Annotated in this window: 22 protein-coding genes; 6 read left to right on the forward strand and 16 right to left on the reverse strand. The window is 68.1% G+C overall.

Annotated elements, in window-relative coordinates:
* The 8 genes from Q7P21_RS10470 to Q7P21_RS10505 all read right to left on the reverse strand — a co-directional run.
* Window positions 1-1,491, reverse strand: a 1,491-nt coding sequence (locus Q7P21_RS10470; RefSeq protein ID WP_304177049.1) for a CpaF family protein, incomplete at its 3' end; no start/stop codon positions are given.
* Window positions 1,492-3,048 (reverse strand): CpaE family protein, encoded by a 1,557-nt coding sequence (locus Q7P21_RS10475; RefSeq protein ID WP_304166114.1) that lies wholly within the window; start codon window positions 3,046-3,048, stop codon window positions 1,492-1,494.
* A 15-nt stretch (window positions 3,049-3,063) separates the two neighbouring features.
* The gene (locus tag Q7P21_RS10480) at window positions 3,064-3,762 is read right to left on the reverse strand and encodes a CpaD family pilus assembly protein (RefSeq protein WP_304177051.1); all 699 of its coding nucleotides are present in this window, start codon (window positions 3,760-3,762) and stop codon (window positions 3,064-3,066) included.
* Window positions 3,759-5,342 (reverse strand): type II and III secretion system protein family protein, encoded by a 1,584-nt coding sequence (locus Q7P21_RS10485; protein ID WP_304166120.1) that lies wholly within the window; start codon window positions 5,340-5,342, stop codon window positions 3,759-3,761. Before Q7P21_RS10485 ends, Q7P21_RS10480 begins: the two co-directional genes overlap by 4 nt.
* Window positions 5,339-6,214, reverse strand: coding sequence for a Flp pilus assembly protein CpaB (cpaB, locus tag Q7P21_RS10490; protein WP_304166122.1), 876 nt, complete (start codon window positions 6,212-6,214; stop codon window positions 5,339-5,341). The genes Q7P21_RS10485 and cpaB overlap by 4 nt, the downstream gene beginning before the upstream one ends.
* Window positions 6,215-6,359: 145 nt before the next feature.
* Window positions 6,360-6,881 (reverse strand): prepilin peptidase, encoded by a 522-nt coding sequence (locus tag Q7P21_RS10495; protein ID WP_304166126.1) that lies wholly within the window; start codon window positions 6,879-6,881, stop codon window positions 6,360-6,362.
* A 129-nt stretch (window positions 6,882-7,010) separates the two neighbouring features.
* Window positions 7,011-7,178, reverse strand: a complete 168-nt coding sequence (locus Q7P21_RS10500; RefSeq protein WP_304170315.1) for a Flp family type IVb pilin — start codon at window positions 7,176-7,178, stop codon at window positions 7,011-7,013.
* A gap of 275 nt (window positions 7,179-7,453) precedes the next feature.
* Window positions 7,454-7,621 carry a Flp family type IVb pilin gene (locus Q7P21_RS10505; RefSeq protein WP_304170315.1) on the reverse strand — a complete coding sequence of 56 codons (168 nt, stop codon included), beginning with the start codon at window positions 7,619-7,621 and terminating at the stop codon, window positions 7,454-7,456.
* A 305-nt stretch (window positions 7,622-7,926) separates the two neighbouring features.
* Here Q7P21_RS10505 and Q7P21_RS10510 point away from each other — a divergent pair, with 305 nt between their 5' ends.
* From Q7P21_RS10510 to Q7P21_RS10520, 3 genes are read left to right on the forward strand one after another with little or no spacing between them, the layout of a single operon-like run.
* Window positions 7,927-8,409 carry a pilus assembly protein N-terminal domain-containing protein gene (locus tag Q7P21_RS10510; protein WP_304177052.1) on the forward strand — a complete coding sequence of 161 codons (483 nt, stop codon included), beginning with the start codon at window positions 7,927-7,929 and terminating at the stop codon, window positions 8,407-8,409.
* Window positions 8,410-8,466: 57 nt separating this feature from the next.
* Window positions 8,467-9,048, forward strand: a complete 582-nt coding sequence (locus tag Q7P21_RS10515; protein WP_304170317.1) for a TadE/TadG family type IV pilus assembly protein — start codon at window positions 8,467-8,469, stop codon at window positions 9,046-9,048.
* Complete coding sequence (locus tag Q7P21_RS10520) at window positions 9,045-9,593, forward strand: TadE/TadG family type IV pilus assembly protein (protein WP_304170318.1); 549 nt, start codon at window positions 9,045-9,047, stop codon at window positions 9,591-9,593. Before Q7P21_RS10515 ends, Q7P21_RS10520 begins: the two co-directional genes overlap by 4 nt.
* Here Q7P21_RS10520 and Q7P21_RS10525 read toward each other — a convergent pair.
* The 3 genes from Q7P21_RS10525 to Q7P21_RS10535 are packed head-to-tail and all read right to left on the reverse strand — an operon-like array spanning window position 9,590 to window position 13,190.
* A complete protein-coding gene (locus Q7P21_RS10525) occupies window positions 9,590-10,345 on the reverse strand; it encodes an aminotransferase class IV (protein ID WP_304170319.1) in 756 nt (251 codons plus the stop codon). The genes Q7P21_RS10520 and Q7P21_RS10525 overlap by 4 nt on opposite strands.
* Window positions 10,342-11,685 (reverse strand): anthranilate synthase component I family protein, encoded by a 1,344-nt coding sequence (locus Q7P21_RS10530; protein ID WP_304170320.1) that lies wholly within the window; start codon window positions 11,683-11,685, stop codon window positions 10,342-10,344. The genes Q7P21_RS10525 and Q7P21_RS10530 overlap by 4 nt, the downstream gene beginning before the upstream one ends.
* 44 nt (window positions 11,686-11,729) lie before the next feature.
* Window positions 11,730-13,190 carry an MFS transporter gene (locus Q7P21_RS10535; protein WP_304170321.1) on the reverse strand — a complete coding sequence of 487 codons (1,461 nt, stop codon included), beginning with the start codon at window positions 13,188-13,190 and terminating at the stop codon, window positions 11,730-11,732.
* A 165-nt stretch (window positions 13,191-13,355) separates the two neighbouring features.
* Here Q7P21_RS10535 and Q7P21_RS10540 point away from each other — a divergent pair, with 165 nt between their 5' ends.
* Window positions 13,356-14,234 carry an SDR family NAD(P)-dependent oxidoreductase gene (locus tag Q7P21_RS10540; RefSeq protein ID WP_304170322.1) on the forward strand — a complete coding sequence of 293 codons (879 nt, stop codon included), beginning with the start codon at window positions 13,356-13,358 and terminating at the stop codon, window positions 14,232-14,234.
* Here Q7P21_RS10540 and Q7P21_RS10545 read toward each other — a convergent pair.
* From Q7P21_RS10545 to Q7P21_RS10565, 5 genes are all read right to left on the reverse strand, one after another.
* Window positions 14,231-14,815: a GNAT family N-acetyltransferase gene (locus Q7P21_RS10545; protein WP_304170323.1), complete on the reverse strand. Its 585-nt coding sequence runs from the start codon at window positions 14,813-14,815 to the stop codon at window positions 14,231-14,233. The two genes, Q7P21_RS10540 and Q7P21_RS10545, sit on opposite strands and share 4 nt — an antisense overlap.
* A 92-nt stretch (window positions 14,816-14,907) precedes the next feature.
* The gene (locus tag Q7P21_RS10550) at window positions 14,908-15,666 is read right to left on the reverse strand and encodes a sulfite exporter TauE/SafE family protein (RefSeq protein WP_304170324.1); all 759 of its coding nucleotides are present in this window, start codon (window positions 15,664-15,666) and stop codon (window positions 14,908-14,910) included.
* 338 nt (window positions 15,667-16,004) lie between these two features.
* A complete protein-coding gene (locus tag Q7P21_RS10555; RefSeq protein ID WP_304177055.1) occupies window positions 16,005-17,324 on the reverse strand; it encodes an acyl-CoA dehydrogenase family protein in 1,320 nt (439 codons plus the stop codon).
* Window positions 17,325-17,808: 484 nt separating this feature from the next.
* Window positions 17,809-18,195, reverse strand: coding sequence for a VOC family protein (locus tag Q7P21_RS10560; protein WP_304170658.1), 387 nt, complete (start codon window positions 18,193-18,195; stop codon window positions 17,809-17,811).
* 89 nt (window positions 18,196-18,284) lie between these two features.
* Entirely contained in the window at window positions 18,285-18,707 is a 423-nt protein-coding gene (locus tag Q7P21_RS10565) for a hypothetical protein (protein ID WP_304170656.1), read from the reverse strand.
* A 251-nt stretch (window positions 18,708-18,958) separates the two neighbouring features.
* Between Q7P21_RS10565 and groES the strand changes: the two genes are divergently transcribed.
* Complete coding sequence (gene groES, locus Q7P21_RS10570) at window positions 18,959-19,249, forward strand: co-chaperone GroES (protein WP_304177057.1); 291 nt, start codon at window positions 18,959-18,961, stop codon at window positions 19,247-19,249.
* Window positions 19,250-19,311: 62 nt separating this feature from the next.
* The coding region (gene groEL / locus Q7P21_RS10575; RefSeq protein WP_304177059.1) for a chaperonin GroEL at window positions 19,312-19,972 on the forward strand (661 nt) is incomplete at its 3' end.

Raw genomic sequence — 19,972 nt, forward strand, 5'->3', positions numbered from 1 at the left:
GTCGCCAAGCTCGCCTTCGAGGTTGTAGTAGCGGGCGCGCTCCCAGAACCTGGGCCGGGCTATGCCGGTGGACTTGTGCCGGCCGATGATGGCGCCCGCCGCATCCTCGCCGGTGATGTCGTAGAGGAACAGGTCCTGGGTGACGATCACCTCGCCCTCCATGCCCAGCACCTCGGTGATGTGGGTGATGCGCCGCGAGCCGTCGCGCAGGCGCGCGGCCTGGATGATGACGTCGACCGAGCCGGTGATCATCTCGCGGATGGTGCGCGACGGCAGGCCGTAGCCGCCCATGGTGATCATCGATTCCAGACGGCTGAGGGCCTCGCGCGGCGAGTTGGCGTGCAGCGTGCCCATCGAGCCGTCGTGGCCGGTGTTCATCGCCTGCAACAGGTCGAACGCTTCCGGTCCGCGCACTTCGCCGACGATGATCCGTTCCGGGCGCATCCGCAGGCAGTTCTTCACCAGGTCCCGCATGGTGATCTGGCCCTGGCCCTCCAGGTTCGGCGGCCGGGTCTCCAGCCGCACCACGTGGGGCTGTTGCAGCTGCAGTTCGGCGGCGTCCTCGCAGGTGATCACCCGCTCGGTCGGATCGATGAAGGCGGTCAGGGTGTTGAGCAGGGTGGTCTTGCCGGAGCCGGTGCCGCCCGAGATGATCACGTTGCAACGGCAGGCGCCGATGACCCCCAGGACACGGGCGCCCTCCGGACTGATGGAGCCGAACTCCACCAGGTTCTTCATGGTCAGCTTGTCCTTCTTGAACTTCCGGATGGTCAGGGTCGGACCATCCAGAGCCAAGGGCGGGGCGATGACATTGACCCGGCTGCCGTCAGGCAGGCGGGCGTCGCAGATCGGCGAGCTCTCATCGACCCGGCGGCCGACCTGGCTGACGATTCGCTGGCAGATGTTCATCAGCTGGGTGTTGTCGCGGAACCGGACATTGGTCAGCTGGACCTTGCCACCGACTTCGATGAACACCCGGCCGGCGCCATTGACCATCACGTCGGCAATGTCGTCGCGGGCCAGCAGGGGCTCCAGCGGGCCATAGCCGAGGACGTCATTGATGATGTCCTGGACCAGCATGTCCTGCTCGGACACCGACATCGAGACGTTCTTGATCGCCACCAGCTCGGCGACGATGTCGCGGATCTCCTCGGCCGCCTGCTTGGTGTCGAGCTGGGCCAGCTGGGCCAGGTCGATGGTGTTGATCAGGGCGTTGAAGATCGTGGTCTTGGTGGCGTGGTAATAGTCGGTCTGCTCGCGCACCACCTGGGAGGATGAGGTGGCCGCGCCCTGCGCCGCGCGCAGCTGCTCGAAGCCGGAGGTGGCCTTGGGCCCGGCGGTGGGCTGGACCGGCTTTCCGGCGGCCGGCGGGGCCTGGCCCGGTTCGATCCGCTGCGGCCGGGTGGCGATGGCCGCGCCGTCGCCCGCCGCCGGCGGCGGAGCCGGCGGGCGGGCCTGGGTCGGCGTATCGGTGGGACGCTTGCCAAACATCTATTTGCGCTTGAACAGGCTCGAGAACAGCGACGCCTTCTGGGTCGGCGGCGGTTCGCGGCGGGCGATCTGCTGCGCGAGCACGTCGAGGCCCTCAGTGGCCCGGGCCTTAGGGCCGACCTCCGCCAGCATCTGGCCGTTATTGGCCGCCTGGCCGAACAGCTTCGGGTCCCAGGGCAGGGCGAGCGAGGGCGTCAGGCCCAGCGCCTCGCCGAAGTCCTTGACCGGGATCTCGGGCCGGCCGGGCACGCCGACCTGATTCAGCACCAGCCGGGGCGGGGCGTCGTTGGGCCGCGCCCGGCGGACCAGGTCGACCATGTTCTTGGCGTTGCGCAGCGAGGCCAGGTCCGGGGTCGCGACGATCACCAGGTCGTCGGAGGACAACAGGATCTTGCGGGTCCAGGCCGTCCAGATGTGCGGCAGGTCGAGCACCACGAACGGGGCCGCTGAGCGGATCTTCTGAGTGACCTCCTCATAGGCCTCGGCGCTGATGTCATAGTCCTGGTCGAGGGTGGCCGGGGCGGCGAACAGGCTGAGCCGCTCGGTGCAGCGGGCCATCATCCGGTCCATCAGCACCTGGTCCAGGCGGTCGGGCTGGCTGAGCGCGTCGGCCACGCCCTGCAAGGGGTCCTGGTTGAAGTCGAGGCCCGCCGTGCCGAAGGCCAGGTCCAGGTCGACCAGCACGGCGCCGGAATGGAGACGCTCGGTGATCGAATAGGCGACATTGTGGGCGATGGTCGAGGCGCCGGCCCCGCCCTTGGCGCCGCAGAAGGCGATCTGGCGGCCCACGAAGGGCGCCGAGGGATCAGCATAGAGGCTGGTGACCGTGCGCACCATCTGCAGCGGGCTGAGCGGCGGCACCATGTATTCGGAGACGCCGCGGCGCATCAGCTCGCGATAGAGCGCGATGTCGTTGGCCGCGCCGACCACCACCACCTTGGTGCCGGGGTCGCAGACCTCGGCCAGCCGGTCCAGCTGGGCGATCAGCTGGGGCGCAGGATCAGCGCTCTCGACCATGACCAGGGAGGGGGTGGGCTGGTTCTGGTAGACCTCGCAGGCCTGGGCCAGGCCGCCCATCCGCACCACCACCACCGCCCGCTCCATCCGCCGGTCGGCGGCGGCGCGCTCGGCCAGGTCGGCGGTCTCCGGCGTGGTGCAGAAGACATGGATGGTGATCCTGGGCAGGGTCGTCTCACCGAATGCGGCTTCCGCCTCGGCGATCATCTCATGCACCGGATTGGCGATCGGCTCGTAGCGCGGCGGCGGGGTCGGCTGATGCAGGTCATCGGCCAGGGGATCGCCGCCGTCGACGTCACGCACGGCGGCCTGAGCGACCGGGTCCGGCGCCTGGACCTCGCGCGGCGAGCGCTCGCGCTCATAGCCCATGGGCTCGCGGATATCGAGGTCCTGGGCCGGCGGGAAATCGGCGAAGGGATCGTCGGAGACGCGGGGCGACAGGGCCGGCGCGGCGCGCCACGCCTCGTCCGCCTGAGGCGCGAACTCGTCGTCGGCGTCGAACTGCATGTCGAAGGGGTCGAGACCCGTCTGGGGCTTCATGTCAACGCGTCCCCGTCACTTGATCGCATCCGAGACCACGCCCTGGGCCTGGGAGTCCTTCTCCGAGGAGACGACCTGGCCCTTGCGGTATTTGTCGAGCACCACGGCCCGGCGGGCGGCGTCGGCCGGGGTCATGTCGCGCGGCCGCAGGAGGTCGCCGGGGTTGGCGATCTGGGCGGCCATGTTGGCGGTGACGGCGCAGCCGAAATTGGACTGGACTTCGTTGGTCTTGGTCGAGGCCAGGTTCTGCCACTCCCGGCCACAGGCCGGGATCACCGCCTCGTAGCGGGTGTAGCCGATCTTCAGGGGCGCCTCGATGAGGCCCGTGGCGTCATAGCCCGCCACCTGGATGCGGTCGGCGGGAACGCCCTGGGCGATCAGATAGGTGCGCGCGCCTTCGCCCGTGCGGAAGGCGGCCTGGGCGTCGCCGCCACGGGTGGGGGCGCTGAGGGTGATCACCCCGCCCTCCCCCTGCATCCAGGCCTGGACAAACCCGGTCAGGGCGTTGGCCTGGTTGGTCGACAGCCCCTGGGCGTGAACCGCCAGCCGCAGCTCCTGGGGGCTCTCCACAGCCTGGGCCTGGTAGTGTTCGGTAGGCAGGCGCGGATCGGCGACGCGCCCCTGGATCTCGGTTGGGGCGGAGGCGCAGGCCGACAGCCCCGCGAGCAGCAGGGTCAGGATGACGGGACGCAAAGTGCGGACGGCGGCGGTCATTCGATCACGTAGCCGATGGGCCCCTGATAGGCGCGGCCGGTCGGCGGCTGCGGCTTGGCCTTGTAGGCCTTGGTGAGCTGGCCCAGCAGGATGGTCTGGGCGTCGTTGGCGATCTTCAGGCCATCGGCGGGGGTCTGGAGCTTGTCCGGGCTGACCGGCTGGACGATGTAGGGGGTGACGATGATCACCAGTTCGGTCTCGCCGCTCAGATAGTCGCGCGACCGGAACAGGGCGCCCAGCACCGGCAGGGTGGTCACGCCGGGCAGGCTGTCCAGCGCCTGCTTGGTCTCTTCCTTAAGGAGGCCCGCGATCATCATCGAGCCGCCGGAGGGCAGTTCAACGCTGGTCTCGGCGCGCCGCACGTTGAGGGCCGGGATGGTCAGACTGGTCGAGGTCGAGGTCGAGGCCAGCGAGAAGGCGCCCGTGGTGCTGAGCTCGGAGACCTCGGTGGAGATCTTCAGCGAGATGCGGCCGCCCGACAGCACGACCGGGGTGAAACCCAGGCCCACGCCGAACGGCTTGTACTCGACCGTGACGTGGCCCTTGTCGTCCTGGGAGACGGGGATCGGATATTCGCCGCCGGCCAGGAACTTGGCCGATTCACCGGACACCGCCGTCAGGTTCGGCTCGGCCAGCGTCCGGGCCAGGCCCACCCGTTCAAAGGCCTTGATGGCGCCCTCGGCGCTGTTCAGCCCGGGGCTGCCGGCGGTGTTGGTGATGGTCGCGGCGTCGGCGTTGGCGGCCACGGTGCTGTCGCGGGCCACCACCGGGCAGAGCGCCCCGGCCGTCCAGCCCGCGCCGGTGCAGGGCAGCTGCAGGATCGGCTGCTTGGTGGTGTCGGTCTTGTAGCCGCCCGAAATGCCGCCCAGCAGGGCGCCATTGACCCCGAAGCTGGCGGCGTTGGACAAGAGGTACTGGGTCTCGCCCACCTGGCCGAGCACGGCGCTGAGGTTGAAGCCCAGCTGCTTGATCGAGTTGCGCTGGATCTCCACCACCCGGACCTTGAGCATCACCTGGTCCTTGCCGGCGATCGACAGCATGTTGAGGACCTGGGTGTCGGGCTTGTCGACCGAGGCCTTGGCGATCTGCATGGCCTTGTCGGCGTCGCCGATATTGGCCACCTGCCCCGAGAGGATCAGGCTGGAATTGATCGCGTCCACCCGGACCGAGGCGCCGGGCAACACGCGGTTGATGGTCTGGGCGACGGCGCTGGTGTCCTGGTCCACCCGGATCGCCAGGGACAGGATCCGACGGCCGGCGGCGTCGAAGAACACCGCGTCGGTGGCGCCGGTCTTGACGCCCAGGATGAAGATGCGCCGGGGCGAGCGCAGCATGGCGTCCGCCACCGACGGATTGGTCACCAATATGTCGCGAACGTCGACCGGCAGCTCGATGATCGCCGACTTGCCCTGCGGCAGGGCCAGCGTCTGGGAGGCGCCGCCCTGGGCGGCCAGGTCGACGCGGATCGGGGCCGGGTTCGACGGCGCGCCGCCGCTGAATCCGCTCTGGGCGAGCGCCGCTCCGGGCGCCATTGCGGCGAGGGCGATCGCCAGTGTGAGGGCGAGACTGCGCAGGATCATTGGACCGCCACCTCCGATGACTGGCCGGCGCGGATCACCCGCATGCCGATGCTGGCCCGGGTCTTGGCGCCCCGCGTGGCCGAGCCGCCCAGGTCGGCATAGGAGCGCAGGACCAGCTGCATCTCGCCCTGGGCCTTGCCGCGCGCCAGGACCTCGACGTCGGTGGCCGGAACCTCCAGCACCGCCAAGGCGCCGACGATGGCGCGGGCGTCCTTGTCCGGCTCGGTCTTCTGGTCGATGGCCAGAACCCGCAGATTGCGCATCAGGGTCTCGGTTCCGATCGACTTGCCGTCCGGCTGGGCGCGGGCCTGGAGCACATCGACCCGGTCGCCCGGCAGAATGAAGCCGCCGGCGGCGGTCTCGGCAGTGATCGGAATGGACATGGCCCGCATGCCGGGCGCCAGCACCACGGCCATGAAGCCGCTCTGGCCGCCGCGCACGACCTTGCGCGCGATCACCGGCTCGCCCTGGATCATGGCTTCCTTGACGATCGCGCCGTCGAAGGCCTGCATCGGGCCGGACGCCATGACCGCGTCCTGGGCCGCGCGGGCCGTGCTCTGGGCGACCTGCTTGGCGGTGGGCGGATCGGGGATCGGCGCGGGCGCGGCGCCGTCGGTGACGAAATTGGGATTGAGCGCGTCGACCGGCCAGGGCTGCCAGGTCAGGTCGATGGGACTGATGCGGGCGCCGACGGTCAGGTCGTGCTTGGCGACCAGCACCTGGGCCATGGGGCGAGGCGGCGGGGCGGCGGCTGCGGCGATGGCGGCCAGTGGCGGCGGCTTCTTGGGCGCGACCATGCCACGCACCAGGAACGCCAGCAGAATGGCGGCCAGGGCTGCGGCGGCGATGATGGCGATGCGGACGGCGCCCATGAACTAAGACTCAAAAGGCCCGCGGGTGCGGGCGACAGGCGGCGTTCCTGCTTTTTCACAGGTGCGCGCGACTCGCTGGTCCGACCTTCTGCCGGCCATCCGTCTTGTGAGGCCCGCATGGTTAACGCGGGCTAAAGGCCTTGGGTCAGCCCAGGCCCATCAGGGCCAGGCCGAGGGCCGAGGCGGGGAAGGCCGTCAGCGCCCCGGCGGCGATCGCAAAGCCATACGGCACATTCTCTCCAGGCGTCGCCAGCCGGCCGAACCACGGGGGGCCGCCCTGGACATAGGGTCGCATCCACAGCGAGCGCAGGCTGAGCAGGCCGACGGCCAGGGCGCCGCCGGTCACACCGGTGACCAGCAGATAGGTGATGGAGGCGGGCCAGCCGAGCCAGAGGCCCACGGCGGCGAACAGCTTGGCGTCGCCGCCGCCGATCCAACCCAGGGCGAACATGGCCATGCCGGCGACCAGGGCGACCACCCCGAAGGCCAGCTGCAGGCCGATGGCCGGCAGGGTCAGGCCGCCGGCCAGGGCGGCCGGCACGAAGGCCGCGATCAGGGCCAGCGAGATCCAGTTGGGAATGGTGTAGCTCGTCACGTCCCGCATGCCGGCCACGATCACCAGGGCGGGGAAGGTCGAGAGCAGCAGGGTCTGGAAAAGCGCGATCATCTGTCGAACCGGTGAGAGTCTGGAAGCCCGGCCATCATGCCGGGCCCAGGTGAACGGACAGTTGAAAAGCGAAAGGGCCGCGGCGCTTTCGCACCGCGGCCCCCGCGATCTATTCGAGCTGCGAGCCGCTTATTGCGGCATCGCCGTGCCGATCTTGGCGAAGGTGCCGCTGATCTTGCCCTGCAGGGTGGTCATGGCGGTGATCAGCACAACGGCGATCAGGGCCGCGATCAGGCCATATTCAATGGCCGTGGCGCCGGATTCGTCGTTCAGGAAGCGGGTGACAAACTTGGACATGGTGATCTCCTTTTGGTTGGCGAGCAGTGGGCTGAGGGATCAAGCCAACTGCCTGCTCGCCTCGAATTCGCAGGGACACTTTGGCGCGCCGCGCTTAATGTCGAGTAAACAGAAAAGTATTCGACGAAGTTTCTATAGTTTATTTCTATTCATTACTAATATCGATTCACCATTGCCTGGAAACGCCGCCTCCAGGCCACCCGAATCCCAGACAGCGAAAGGGCCGCGGCGCTTTCGCACCGCGGCCCCCGCGATCTATTCGAGCTGCGAGCCGCTTATTGCGGCATCGCGGTGCCGATCTTGGCGAAGGTGCCGCTGATCTTGCCCTGCAGGGTGGTCATGGCGGTGATCAGCACAACGGCGATCAGAGCCGCGATCAGGCCGTATTCAATGGCCGTGGCGCCGGATTCGTCGTTCAGGAAGCGGGTGACAAACTTGGACATGGTGGTCTCCTTAGGTTGGCGAGCAGTGGGCTGAGGGATCAAGCCAACTGCCTGCTCGCCTCGAATTCGCAGGGACACTTTGCCGCGCCGCGCTTAATGTCGAGTAAACAACGAAGTATTCGATATCTTTTTTCTATGGTTTACTTTCGTTTACTGTGAATGACTGTTAACCACGCGCCCGGATTCCGCGCTGAAAGGGCGGTTTGTCATAATGATTCTCGCGCGCGCGTGAGTCCGCCAAAGTTCAAGCTTTGTTGACCATTCCGGTCGAGCCTGCGGCCCTGACCCTCGTCCGGACTCCGCCCATGCGCCGCCCTCTCCTGCCCGCCATGATCGCCGCGATCGCCGCCCTGGGCCTGGCCTCCGCCGCCTGGGCCGACAGCCTGTCGGTGCCGATCGACCAGAGCGCCCTGCTGGTCCTGCCCCCCGGAACCCAGAACGTGGTCGTCGGCAATCCCGCCATAGCCGACGTCAATGTGCTGGACAGCCATAACGCCGTGCTGCTGGGCCGCGCCTATGGCGTGACCAATATCCTGATCACCGACGCGCGCGGCCGGGTCCTGCTCAATCGCCAGGTCGTGGTCGCCGGAACCCAGACCGACCGGGTGACCCTGTTCAAGGGCGCGACGCCCGGCGCCCCGGCTGGCCCCGAGAACTACGCCTGCGCCGGCCAGCGCTGTGAGCGGACGCCGATGCCCGGCGAAGCCGACATCGACTATAGCCGCTATGAAAAGCCCTATGTCGGCTATGCCGATCGCGCGGCCTCGGCGGCCAAGCACAACCCTTAAACCTCCGATTAGCCAGAGCCGCCTATGCTGGGCCTCTTCCGAGGTTCCGAGCAGCTCATGGCCCGCGCCGCCCATCGCCTGATCCACCGCCTGAGGCGGTTCGCCCGCGCTCAGCGCGGGGCGACGGCGATCGAGTTCGCGATCATCGCCACGCCGTTCCTGATGCTGATGTTCGGGATCATCGAGCTTGGCCTGGTGTTCATGGTCTCGATCACCCTGCAGAACGCCACCGACGCCGCCGCCCGCAAGATCCGCACCGGTGAGTTCCAGACCAGCGCCGGCAACACCAAGAACGATTTCAAGACCCTGGTCTGCGGCAATATGAGCTGGCTTTCGACCGCCTGCTCCAGCGCTGTCACGGTGGATGTTCAGACCCTGGCCAGCTTCACCACCCTGTCGACCACCGGCCAGACCGATCCGACCACCTTCAACGCCAACACCACCTGCTGGTCCTCGGGCCAGCCCGGCGACATCGTCCTGGTGCGGACCTACTACCAGTGGACCATCTTCACGCCGCTGCTGAACGTCGCCCTCGTCAATATGGGCAGCGGCAGCGGCAAGCGCCTGATCAGCGCCGCCGCCAGCTTCCGCAACGAACCCTGGTCCACCACAGCGCCGACAGGGGCGAAATGCACATGAGCCGCTGGTTCTCCCGCGACCTGAAGCGCGGCCTGAAGGACGATCGAGGCTCGGCCGCCGTCGAGTTCGCCTTCGTCGCCCCGCTGATGATCCTGCTCTATTACGGCCTGTCGGAGACGACGATCGGCATGATCTGCGACCGGCGCGCCAGCCACGTGGCCTCCACGGTCGGCGACCTGGTGGCCCAGGACACCCAGGTGACCACCGCCGAGATGACCGACATCTTCAATGTCGGAAAGGCGATCATCGCCCCCTTCCCCACCACCACGCTGAACATGCGGGTGACCAGCGTGAAGGCCGATTCCAGCGGCACGCCCAAGGTGGTGTGGAGCAAGACCTATGGCTCGAGCTACAGCGCCCTGACCGGCACGGTCAGCGGTGTGCCCACCGGCCTGCTGGCGGTCGGCGACACAGCGATCATGTCGGAGGTGACCTATACCTACGCCTCGCCCCTGCAGAAGACCCTGCCGACCCCGATCACCTTCACCCAGAAATACTATCTGAAGCCGCGCAAGACCACCGAGGTGACCTGGTCGACGGCCTAATTCAGGGCCAGCCGGTCAGCGAGGGGATGAGGCGCCAGGACGCGATCGCCGAACGCCGCCACGGGACGCAGGCCGATCAGGCTGTTGGTCAGGAAGATCGCCTGCGCCCGCTCCAGGGCCTGCGGCCCGGCGCGCGCCACCGCCACCTCGATCCCCAGCCCCTGGGCCCGCGCCATCACCTCGCCCCGCGCGATGCCGGCCAGGGCCCCGCAGTCGAGCGCCGGGGTCCATAGGCGCCCCTCGCTGACCCAGAAGATATTGGCCGCCGTCGCGCAGGCGATCTCGCCGCGACTGTTGAGCATCACCGCCTCGTCGGCCCCGACGCTCCGGGCCTCCGCCCGCGCCAGGACGTTGTCGAGATAGGACAGGCTCTTGATCCGCGCGGCCGGCGAACCGTCATTGCGCCGGGTCCGGGCGAGGGCCAGCCGCGCGGGTTGATCCGGGATCGCCGAGGGCGCGGCGGTGGCGAACAGCCGGGGCGCCACCGGGGTCGGGCGATCCAGCCCCCGTCCGCCGGATCCCGCCGTCAGGGTCAGGCGCACGGCCACGCGGGGCGCTTCCACGCCCGCCAGGGCCCGGCGCATCAGGACGGTCGCCTCGCCGCGGTCCGGGGCCGGGAGGCCCAGCACCGCGCAACCGGCCGCCATGCGATCCAGGTGGGCCTCCAGCCGCATCAGCACCCCGTCGCGGGCCAGCACGGTCTCGAACAGGCCGTCGCCCAGCAGCAGGCCGCGATCATCGTGAGGGATCATGCGCCGTCTCCGGTCAGGGCGGCGACCAGGGCCGCGATCTTGGCCTCGGTCTCCAGCCGTTCGGCCCGGGGATCGCTGTCGGCGACGATGCCGGCCCCCGCCCGGGCTTCGACCTCCCAGCCGCCGTCGCGCCGGACACAGGCCAGGGTGCGGATCAGCACGCTGGAATCCAGCGCCCCGTCCGCCCCGGCCCAGAACAGCGAGCCGCAATAGGGCCCGCGCGGCGGCTCCAGGGCGGCGATGGTCTTCATGGCCTGGACCTTGGGGGCCCCGGTGATCGAGCCCGGCGGAAAGGCGGCGCGCAGCAGGTCCAGGGCCGTGCGCCCCGGCGCCAACCGACCGCGCACCGTCGAGACCAGATGGTGGACATTGGCATAGGTCTCCACCGCCCAGAGTTCGGGAACCTCGACGCTGCCGGCCCAGGCCGTGCGGGCCAGGTCGTTGCGCATCAGGTCGACGATCATCAGGTTCTCGGCGCGGTCCTTGGCGCTGGCCGACAGCTCGCGGACCAGGGCCAGGTCCTCGGCCGGCGTCGCGCCCCGGGGCCGGGTGCCCTTGATCGGTCGGGTCTCCACTGTCCCGTCGGGCGAGGCCTGGAGGAACCGCTCCGGCGAGTTGGAGACCAGGGCCAGGCGGTCCAGGCGCAGATAGGCGGCGAAGGGCGCGGCGCTGGTCCTGGCCAGCCTAGCCAGGACGTCGAAGGGGCTGACCGCCTCCCCCAGCCGCCCGCTCCAGGTCCGGGCGATATTGGCCTGGAAGATTTCGCCGGCGGCGATGCGCCCCACCACCTCGGCCACGGCGGCCTCATAGGTGGCTGGGTCCGAGGCCTCCAGTCCCGGACAGAGCGGGCCGCGACGGGTCGCGCGCGGCGGGACCTGCAGCCAGGTCATGGCCTCATAGGCCGCGTCCTCGGCCTCGATCTCGTCGGCGCCCCGGCCGATGCCGATCACCTGGCGCTTTTCATGGTCGAAGCAGAGCACGGCGCGATAGCGGGCGGCGGCCAGGTCCGGCCAGCCGGGGCGGCGCTCCAGCCCCAGGGCCTCGACCCGGTCGCCCAGCTCATAGGCGCAAAGACCGGCGACGCCGCCCTGGAACGGCGGTCCGTTCGGCAGGGTCTCGCCCGGCGGGCCCAGCAACTCGGCCAGGGCCTGGAAGGGATCGCGTGGATGGTCGGCGCCGATCCACAGGGTCGCCTCGGGCCGGCGCGCCAGATAGGACCAGCGCCCGCGCGGCCCGCCGCCGCCGGACAGGAACGCCAGCGTCCAGGGCTCCTCGGCATAGGCCGACAAGATGCCCAACGGCTCGCGCCAGGCGGTCCGGAGCTGAGCGGCGACCTGCATGGTCCGCGCTTAGCCCCCGATGACGCCCTTGGGAAGCGGCGACCTCAGGCGGGGCGACGTCCCCCGCCCCGCACGAACATCAGGCCGAGGAAGCCGATGGTCAAAAGGATGGTGATGGTGGCGAAACCGCCCTGCTGGGTATGGGTCAGCTTGGTGCCGAGATTGACCATCATCGGCCCCAGCCAGCCGGTGGCGACCCCCGACAGGGCATAGACCCCGAAGAAGGCCCCGGTCTGCTCCGGCGGGGTCAGCCGGGTGAGCAGGGTGCGGCTGGAGGCGTATTGGGCGGTGATGAAGATCGCGTTGGAGAAGCCGATCAGGATGAAGATCACCTCCGGCCAGGTGGTGAAGAACGGCCCGTTCCACAGCGGCGCATGGGCCGCCGGATCAAAGGCCCAGACATAGAGAATCTTGTCCGGCGCCATGCCCAGGAAGGCGATGATGCCCAGGAGCGACATGCCGATCGAGACCCGCACCGAGCCCTTCGGCCCCCAGACCTCGTCCATCCAGCGGCCGACGAAGCCGCCCAGCACCGCCAGCACCGACAGGAAGATGCCGAAGAACAGCATCTCCAGCGGGCCCCATTTCATCACCCCGGTGGCGTAGACCCCGGCGTAGATCAGCACCGCGTTCATGCCGTCGACATAGAACATCCGGCTGGCCAGATAGACGGCGGCGTCCTTGTACTGGCCGACCGTCAGCACCATCCGCACCAGGCTCTTGAAGCCGTCGGCGAAGGCCTTCAGCACCGGGGTTCCAGTCGGCGGGGCGTCGGGGGTGAAGAAGAACAAGGGAAGAGCGCCCAGGCCGAAGATGCCGGCCGCCAACAGGGCCACCACCCGCTCCGGCTCGTGGGTCAGCGGGTCCAGGCCGAACAGCGGATGGGCCGGGACCCAGGCCCAGTGCACCTTGCCCGGCAGGGCGAAGGCCCAGGCGGTGAAACCCAGCGCCGCCACCGCGAAGGCGTTGCCCAGGGCCAGGGCCAGGCCCGAGGCCTTGTGCGCCGCGCCCAGGCCTGCGGCCCGCACCAGCAGCGAATTGTGCAGCACCTCCGTGAAGGAGAACATCACCCCGATCGAGGTGATGATCAGCATGGTGGTGGTGACCGACAGACCGGACCCGTCCGGCTTGGCGAACCACAGGGCGAACATCATCGGGACCATGGCTGCGACGATCAGGGCCAGCCAGGTCTTGCGGCGGCCGAGCTTGTCGATGGAGGAGCCGAGGATCGGGGCGGTGGCCATGACCACCCAGCCGCCATACTGGCTCCAGCGCGAGATCACCTCCTGGCCACGGATCGGATCGCCGACCATCACCGCCGCCACATAGGGCGCGAAAATATAGATGGTGATCAGGATGATGTAGGGATTGCGCGCGCCCTCGAACAACGACCAGGCCACCGCGCCCGGGGTCAGGCGGCCGTCGCCCCCGACCTCTGCAGCGATCGGCGGGTCCAGGACGGCGGCGGCGCCGTGGCTTTCCACGGCTGGGGTGATGTCGGACACGCGGGACTCCCTGGTCGCCGCTCTCGAGGGCGGCCTGCGCCAAGGGTAGCGGCTCGTGGCCGGATGTAGAGTCCCAATCGGTCCAGAACTTGTGCGACTTGCGCGGGCGGGCCGGCGGCGGGATGATCCCCCCATTCAAGAACAAAGACATTTAGGGAGAAGGTCATGGGCTTATTGAACGGCAAGGTCGCCATCATCACCGGGGCCGGCGGCGGCCTGGGCGAGGCCTACGCCAAGCTCTTCGCCAAGGAGGGCGCCAGCGTCGTGGTCAATGACCTGGGTGGCTCGCGGGACGGATCAGGCGCCGGAACCAGTGCGGCGGCCCAGAAGGTGGTCGACGAGATCGTCGCGGCGGGCGGCAAGGCGGTGGCCAATGGCGACGACGTCTCCACCATGGAGGGCGGCGAGAACATCCTGAAGACCGCGCTCGACGCCTTCGGCCAGGTCGACATCCTGGTCTGCAACGCCGGCATCCTGCGCGACAAGACCTTCGCCAACACCACCGAGGCCGACTGGGACCTGGTGGTGAAGGTCCATCTGAAGGGAACCTATTGCTGCGTCATGCCGGTCTGGAAATGGCTGAAGGACAATGGCAAGCCGGGGTCCATCGTCATGACCAGCTCGACTTCGGGCCTCTACGGCAATTTCGGCCAGTCGAACTATGGAGCCGCCAAGGCCGGCATCTATGGCTTCATGCGCGTGCTGTCGATCGAGGGCCGCAAGTACGGCATCCGGGTCATGGGCCTGGCGCCGGGCGCCTTCACCCGCATGACCTCCGACCTGCCTGGCCGCCAGGGCCGCGAGCCCGATCCCATGAGCCTGCCGGAGAACATCGCGCCGGGCGTGCTCTACATGGTCTCCGACCTCGCCGCCGATCACACCGGCAAGGTGCTGGGCGTCTCCTCGCGGGGCGTGCGCGAAATCAAGATGCTGCAGACCGAGGGCTTCCAGCCTGGCCGGCCCTACACCGCCCAGGAGGTGGCCGAGCACGCCGCCGAGGTGTTCTTCCCGCCCGCGCCGGAAAAGACCGCCGCCAGCGCCTAGCCCAAGGCCGCCAGCCGGGCGTCCAGCCGATCACGGACGTCCGGCCATTCGGGCTTCAGCACCGAGAACATCACCGTGTCGCGGATGCGCCCGGTCCAGGTGACCCGGTCCTGGCGCAGCACCCCTTCCCGCGCCGCGCCCAGCTTGGCGACCGCCGCCTGGGAGCGGAGGTTGAGCGCGTCGACCCGGAAGGCCACCCGGCGCGCGCCGCTCGAAAAGGCGTCGCCCATGATCAGCCGCTTGGCCGCCGGGTTCACCGCCCCGCCCCGGACGTCCGGGTGATAATAGGTGCCGCCCACCTCGCAGACCGCGTTCACCTCGTCGAAGGACGAGTAGCAGGTGATGCCGACGCAGCGGTCCGCGACCATCACCGCGAAATGGATCGAGCGATGGGCGGCGGCGTCGGCGGCCATCCGCTTCCACATCGGGTCGAAATGCTCGCCGGCCATGGAATAGGGATAGAGGTTGGTCCAGACCTCCGGATCGGCGTCGCAGGCCGCGCGCAGATCGGCCTTATGGCCCTCGGTGAAGGGCTCCAGCCGGACGAACCGGTTCTCCAGGGTCTTGACGCTCAGGCGCATGGGCGAACCTCTCCGACGGACGACGTCCCTTCGTCCTAGGGCGGCGTGAGGCCGGGCGACAGGTCCAATCGTCCCGCCCCGGCCAGACCGCTTCAGCCGTGACGCAGCAGCAACTGGGCCGCCTGGATCAGATAGCTCGCCCCGACGACCGTGACGATCAGCCGGGTCCAGCGCTTGAAGTTGACGTCGTTCATCCGGTCCAAGATGCGACCGCCGACCACCGTGCCGAGCATGGAAAGGGGGATGGCTGCGGCGAACAGCCAGAGCGGCGGCAGAGCCGAGCCGTCCTTGGCCCGCAGCATCAGCCCGCCATAGACGATGATCTTGGCGAGATGCGCAAAAACCTGGGTGGCGGCCTTGGTGGCGACGATGACGTGGCGGGTGAGCGCAGTGCGGACGAAGAAGATGTCCAGGAGCGGCCCCGCGACGCCGGCGGTGAGGTTCACCCCGGTGACCATGACCCCCGACAACAGGGCCTGGGACGGCTTGGCGGCGTCCAGCTTGATCCAGTCCTGGGGCAGCCAGAGCAGGCCGGGCAGCAAGCCCATGAACAGGAACAGGAAGGGCTTGGACGGCGTGATGGCGATCAGCGTGACCAGGGTCCCGGCGATCAGGGAGCCCACCGCATAGATCGCCACGATCCGCCAGTCGACGTGGCTGCGATGCAGGATGGCGCGCCAGCCATTGGCCACCAGCTGGAGCACGCCATGGGTGACGAAGGCCGCTCCGACCGGCAGCACCAGGGCCAGGCCGCCCATCAGGACGAGCCCCCCGGCCATGCCGAAGACGCCGGACAATGTGGCTGTGAAAAACGCCAATATGGCGATGAAGAGAGCCGCAAGCGTGCTCATGGGGTCGTCCTCCGGGTTGCGACCCGCTCCGAGACGGGGACACAGGCCCCGACCGATCGCGGATCTGCTGCGCATCGTGCGCGAAACAGATCTGGCGGGTTCGCCCGCCGGCCTTCCCGGAAGAAAGCCTTCGCTCCGGCGCGCCGACCCTGGCGCGGCTCCGGCCCGGGATCACGCATCGGCGGATCAACCCAGCCTCTCTTGAGGAGAGCCCGATCCTCCTACACCCGAACAAGCTGCGCCGTCGAGCCTTGGGGGGTGCGGCAAAAGAAAAGGCCCCGGCGGTGACGCCGGGGCCTGATCAGAAGTTCGGTGCGGGACGAGAACCCGCGCGTGAACTAGTTCCGGAAGACGGCGGCGGTCGACGGGTCGTGCGGCGCCTCGCGGTACTGGCGCAGCTCGTTGCGGCCGACCACCATGTGGTGGACTTCGTCCGGGCCGTCGGCGATGCGCAGGGTGCGGGTCGAGGTGTACATCCGGGCCAGCGGGGTGTGCTGGGACACGCCCAGCGCGCCGTGCATCTGGATGGCCTGGTCGATGATCTGGCAGACCCGCTCCGGCACCATGGCCTTGACCATGTGGATCCAGATGCGGGCTTCCTGATTGCCCAGGACGTCCATGGCCTTGGCGGCCTTCAGCACCATCAGGCGCATGGCCTCGATGTCGATGCGGGCCCGGCTGACGATCTCGAGATTGCCGCCCAGCTGGATGAGCGGCTTGCCGAAGGCTTCACGGGTGAGGCCGCGGGTGACCATCAGGTCCAGGGCCTTCTCGGCCTGGCCGATGGCGCGCATGCAGTGGTGGATGCGGCCCGGGCCGAGACGCAGCTGGCTGATCTCGAAGCCACGGCCCTCGCCCAGCAGCATGTTCGACGCCGGCACGCGGACATTGTCGAAGATGATGTGCATGTGGCCGTGCGGCGCGTCGGGATCGCCGAACACGTGCTGCGGGCCGACGATGCGCACGCCAGGCGCGTCGGTGGGCACCAGGATCTGCGACTGGCGCAGGTTGGGCGGACCCTCCGGGCTGGTCTGGACCATGGTGATCATGATCTTGCAGCGCGGGTCGCCCGCGCCGGAGATGTAGTGCTTCTCGCCGTTGATGACGTATTCGTCGCCGACCAGGGTGGCGCGGGTGTTGACGTTCTTGGCGTCGGAAGAGGCCGAGTTCAGCTCGGTCATGGCGAAGGCCGAGCGGATCTCACCGCGCAGCAGCGGCTCCAGCCACTTCTTCTTCTGTTCCGGCGTGCCGACCCGCTCCAGCACTTCCATATTGCCGGTGTCCGGGGCCGCGCAGTTCATGGTCTCCGAGGCCAGCGGGTTCTTGCCCAGCTCCACGGCGATGAAGGCGTAGTCCAGGTTCGACAGGCCCTCGCCGGTCTCGGCGTTGGGCAGGAAGAAGTTCCACAGGCCCTCGGCCTTGGCCTTGTCCTTGGCGGCTTCCAGCACTTCCAGCTGGCCTGGCGCATAGGACCAGATGTCGGTCTTGTTGGCGCCCAGGCGGTGGAATTCCACGCTCATCGGCTGAACGGTCTCGCGGATGAAGCGCTTCACATGCTCCAGGAGCGGCAGAGCCTTTTCCGACATCCGCAGGTCGTTCAGTTCGTCCATCGGATTCATGCCGAAGCTGGACTGCGGCTTGTCCGCGATCTTGTTCATCAAGGTCTCTCCCAGAGCGTTTGGTTTTCAAGAGGTCGGGCCACGCCATGCGCGACCCCGGCGCCGAGGCTCCCACCCCGCGCCGAAAGTCTAGGCCGCCAGATTGGACGTCTTTTCGATCTAAATCAAACAAGCGTTTTAAAAAGATCCGTGACAGCCCGCCAGGCGGCGTCCAGGCCTGCGCGCAAGAAAAAAGGGCGGCTCACGAGGAGCCGCCCAAAGCCTCTGGTGAAAGAGGGTCGTCTTGGGGAGGAAGGGCGGCCGCGAGGCCGCCCGGAGCCACGCCGATCAGGCGTAGAGCGAGGTGTGGGCGCCGAACAGCACGAGGGCCAGGGTCGCCGACAGAACCAGCAGGGCTGGGGTGAGTTTGAGGAACAAGGTCATGATGTGCAGATAGGGACCCGACCCGCCCGGCGCCAGTTAAGCTTCCGACACCTTTTCTGTAAGGCGCCGCAGCTTCCCTGACGCGCTCTAAGCGCCCGGCTCAGCCCGGCTGGTGGCAGACGGCCTCGATATTGTGACCATCGGCGTCGAGCACGAAGGCCCCGTAATAGTTCGGGTGATAGTGGGCGCGAATCCCCGGCGGGCCGTTGTCGCGCCCCCCGGCCGCCATGGCGGCGGCGTAGAAGGCGTCGACGGTGGCGCGGTCCTTGGCGGTGAAGGCCACATGGACCTGGCCGGTCGGAGCGCCGCCAGTCCCGAACCAGAAATAGGGCTGGCCGTCGGAGCCATAGCCGGCGTGAGCCTCACCGCCGCTCTGCTCGGCGGTGACCTCCATGACAAGGCCTATGCGCAAGGGTGCGAGCGCCGCGTCGAAGAAGGCGCGGGCGCCCGCATAGTCCGAGACGGTCAGTCCGATGTGGTCGAGCATGAAATCCTCCAAGGCTTTGGACGGAGATCCTGGGCGACGACGATCAGAATCCTGTCAGCAGTCTGACACTGACCTCGATTTGGTCGCCCCTATTTGGTCGGCAGAGACGGGACTGCGGCGCAAGCGGCGGCCAGCAGGGCCTTGTCGTCGTCCGACGCGATCTTCTTGGGCGTCGACGAGCGCCAGTTGGGCGGCACGTCCAGGGGCTTCTTCGGCGAATAGCCGGCGATCAGGATCATGTCGCCGGCCTTGCAGTCGAGCGCCAGCAAGCTGCCGACTCCGTCGGCGGCGCCGGGCGCCGAGGGACCCATGCGCGGAGTCGCGCCGACCTTGCCGACCGCCTGCTCGATCACCACCAGGCCCGAGATCTTGTCGACATAGGAATAGTCGGCGTCATAGGACCATTGGAGATTGTTCGGGGTCGGGGCCGAATAGGGCTTCCAGGTCTCAGCCAGGGCCGCGGGCGCGCAGGCGAGGGTAAAGAGGGCGGCGATCACGACGGCGCGGCGCATGGGCGTTTCCTTGTCTTATGGCGCTTAAGGCTCTATGGGCGCGGACCCTAGCGGCGGAATTGGGGCCCTACCAAGCGGAATTCGGCCCCGGGCGGAGCGTTCGGCGAAAATTCAACGCCAGGTTCGCTTGACTCCGAAGGACGCCTTCCCTACCTCCGCGACGTCGCTGGCACTCCATGGGTCCGACTGCTAACAGCGGTCCCGGGGCCAGCACAGATTCATTCAACCGTCCCGAACGGAGAGATAAAGACATGGCGTTTCGTCCCCTGGGAGACCGCGTCCTCGTGAAGCGCGTCGAGGAACAAGAAAAGACCAAGGGCGGGATCATCATCCCCGACACCGCCAAGGAAAAGCCGCAAGAAGGCGAAGTCGTCGCCGTCGGCCCCGGCGCTCGTGATGACTCCGGCAAGATCCAGCCCCTCGACGTCAAGAAGGGCGACAAGATCCTGTTCGGCAAGTGGTCCGGCACCGAGGTCAAGCTCGACGGCGCCGACCTGCTGATCATGAAGGAAAGCGACATCCTGGGCGTGCTCGAGGCCTAAGGCCCGCACCCTCCGGATCGACCCTACCTTCCCTTTAGAAATTCAGAAAAAGAGAACCCAACATGGCTGCGAAAGACGTTTATTTCGCCTCTGACGCCCGCGACCGGATGCTGCGCGGCGTGAACACCCTGGCCAACGCGGTCAAGGTGACCCTCGGCCCCAAGGGCCGCAACGTGATCATCGAGAAGTCCTTCGGCGCCCCGCGCTCCACCAAGGACGGCGTGTCGGTGGCCAAGGAAATCGAACTGGCTGACCGCTTCGAGAACCTCGGCGCCCAGCTGATCCGCGAAGTCGCCTCCAAGACCAATGACAAGGCCGGCGACGGCACCACCACCGCCACCGTCCTGGCCCAGGCCATCGTGGTCGAGGGCCTGAAGCGCGTCGCGGCCGGCATGAACCCGATGGACCTGAAGCGCGGCATCGACCTCGCGGTCGCGGCCGTCGTCGAAGACATCAAGTCCCGCTCCAAGAAGGTCTCGACCAACGACGAGATCGCCCAGGTCGGCACCATCTCGGCCAACGGCGACACCGAAGTCGGCCAGATGCTGGCCAAGGCGATGGAGCGCGTCGGCAATGAAGGCGTGATCACGATCGAAGAAGCCAAGTCGCTCGAGACCGAACTCGACGTCGTCGAGGGCATGCAGTTCGACCGTGGCTACCTGTCGCCGTACTTCATCAACCAGCCCGACAAGCAGATCGCCGTGCTGGAGAACCCCTACGTGC

Origin of the sequence: Phenylobacterium aquaticum, from assembly GCF_947378715.1 — a bacterium.
Classification (GTDB): Bacteria; Pseudomonadota; Alphaproteobacteria; order Caulobacterales; family Caulobacteraceae; genus Phenylobacterium; species Phenylobacterium aquaticum_A.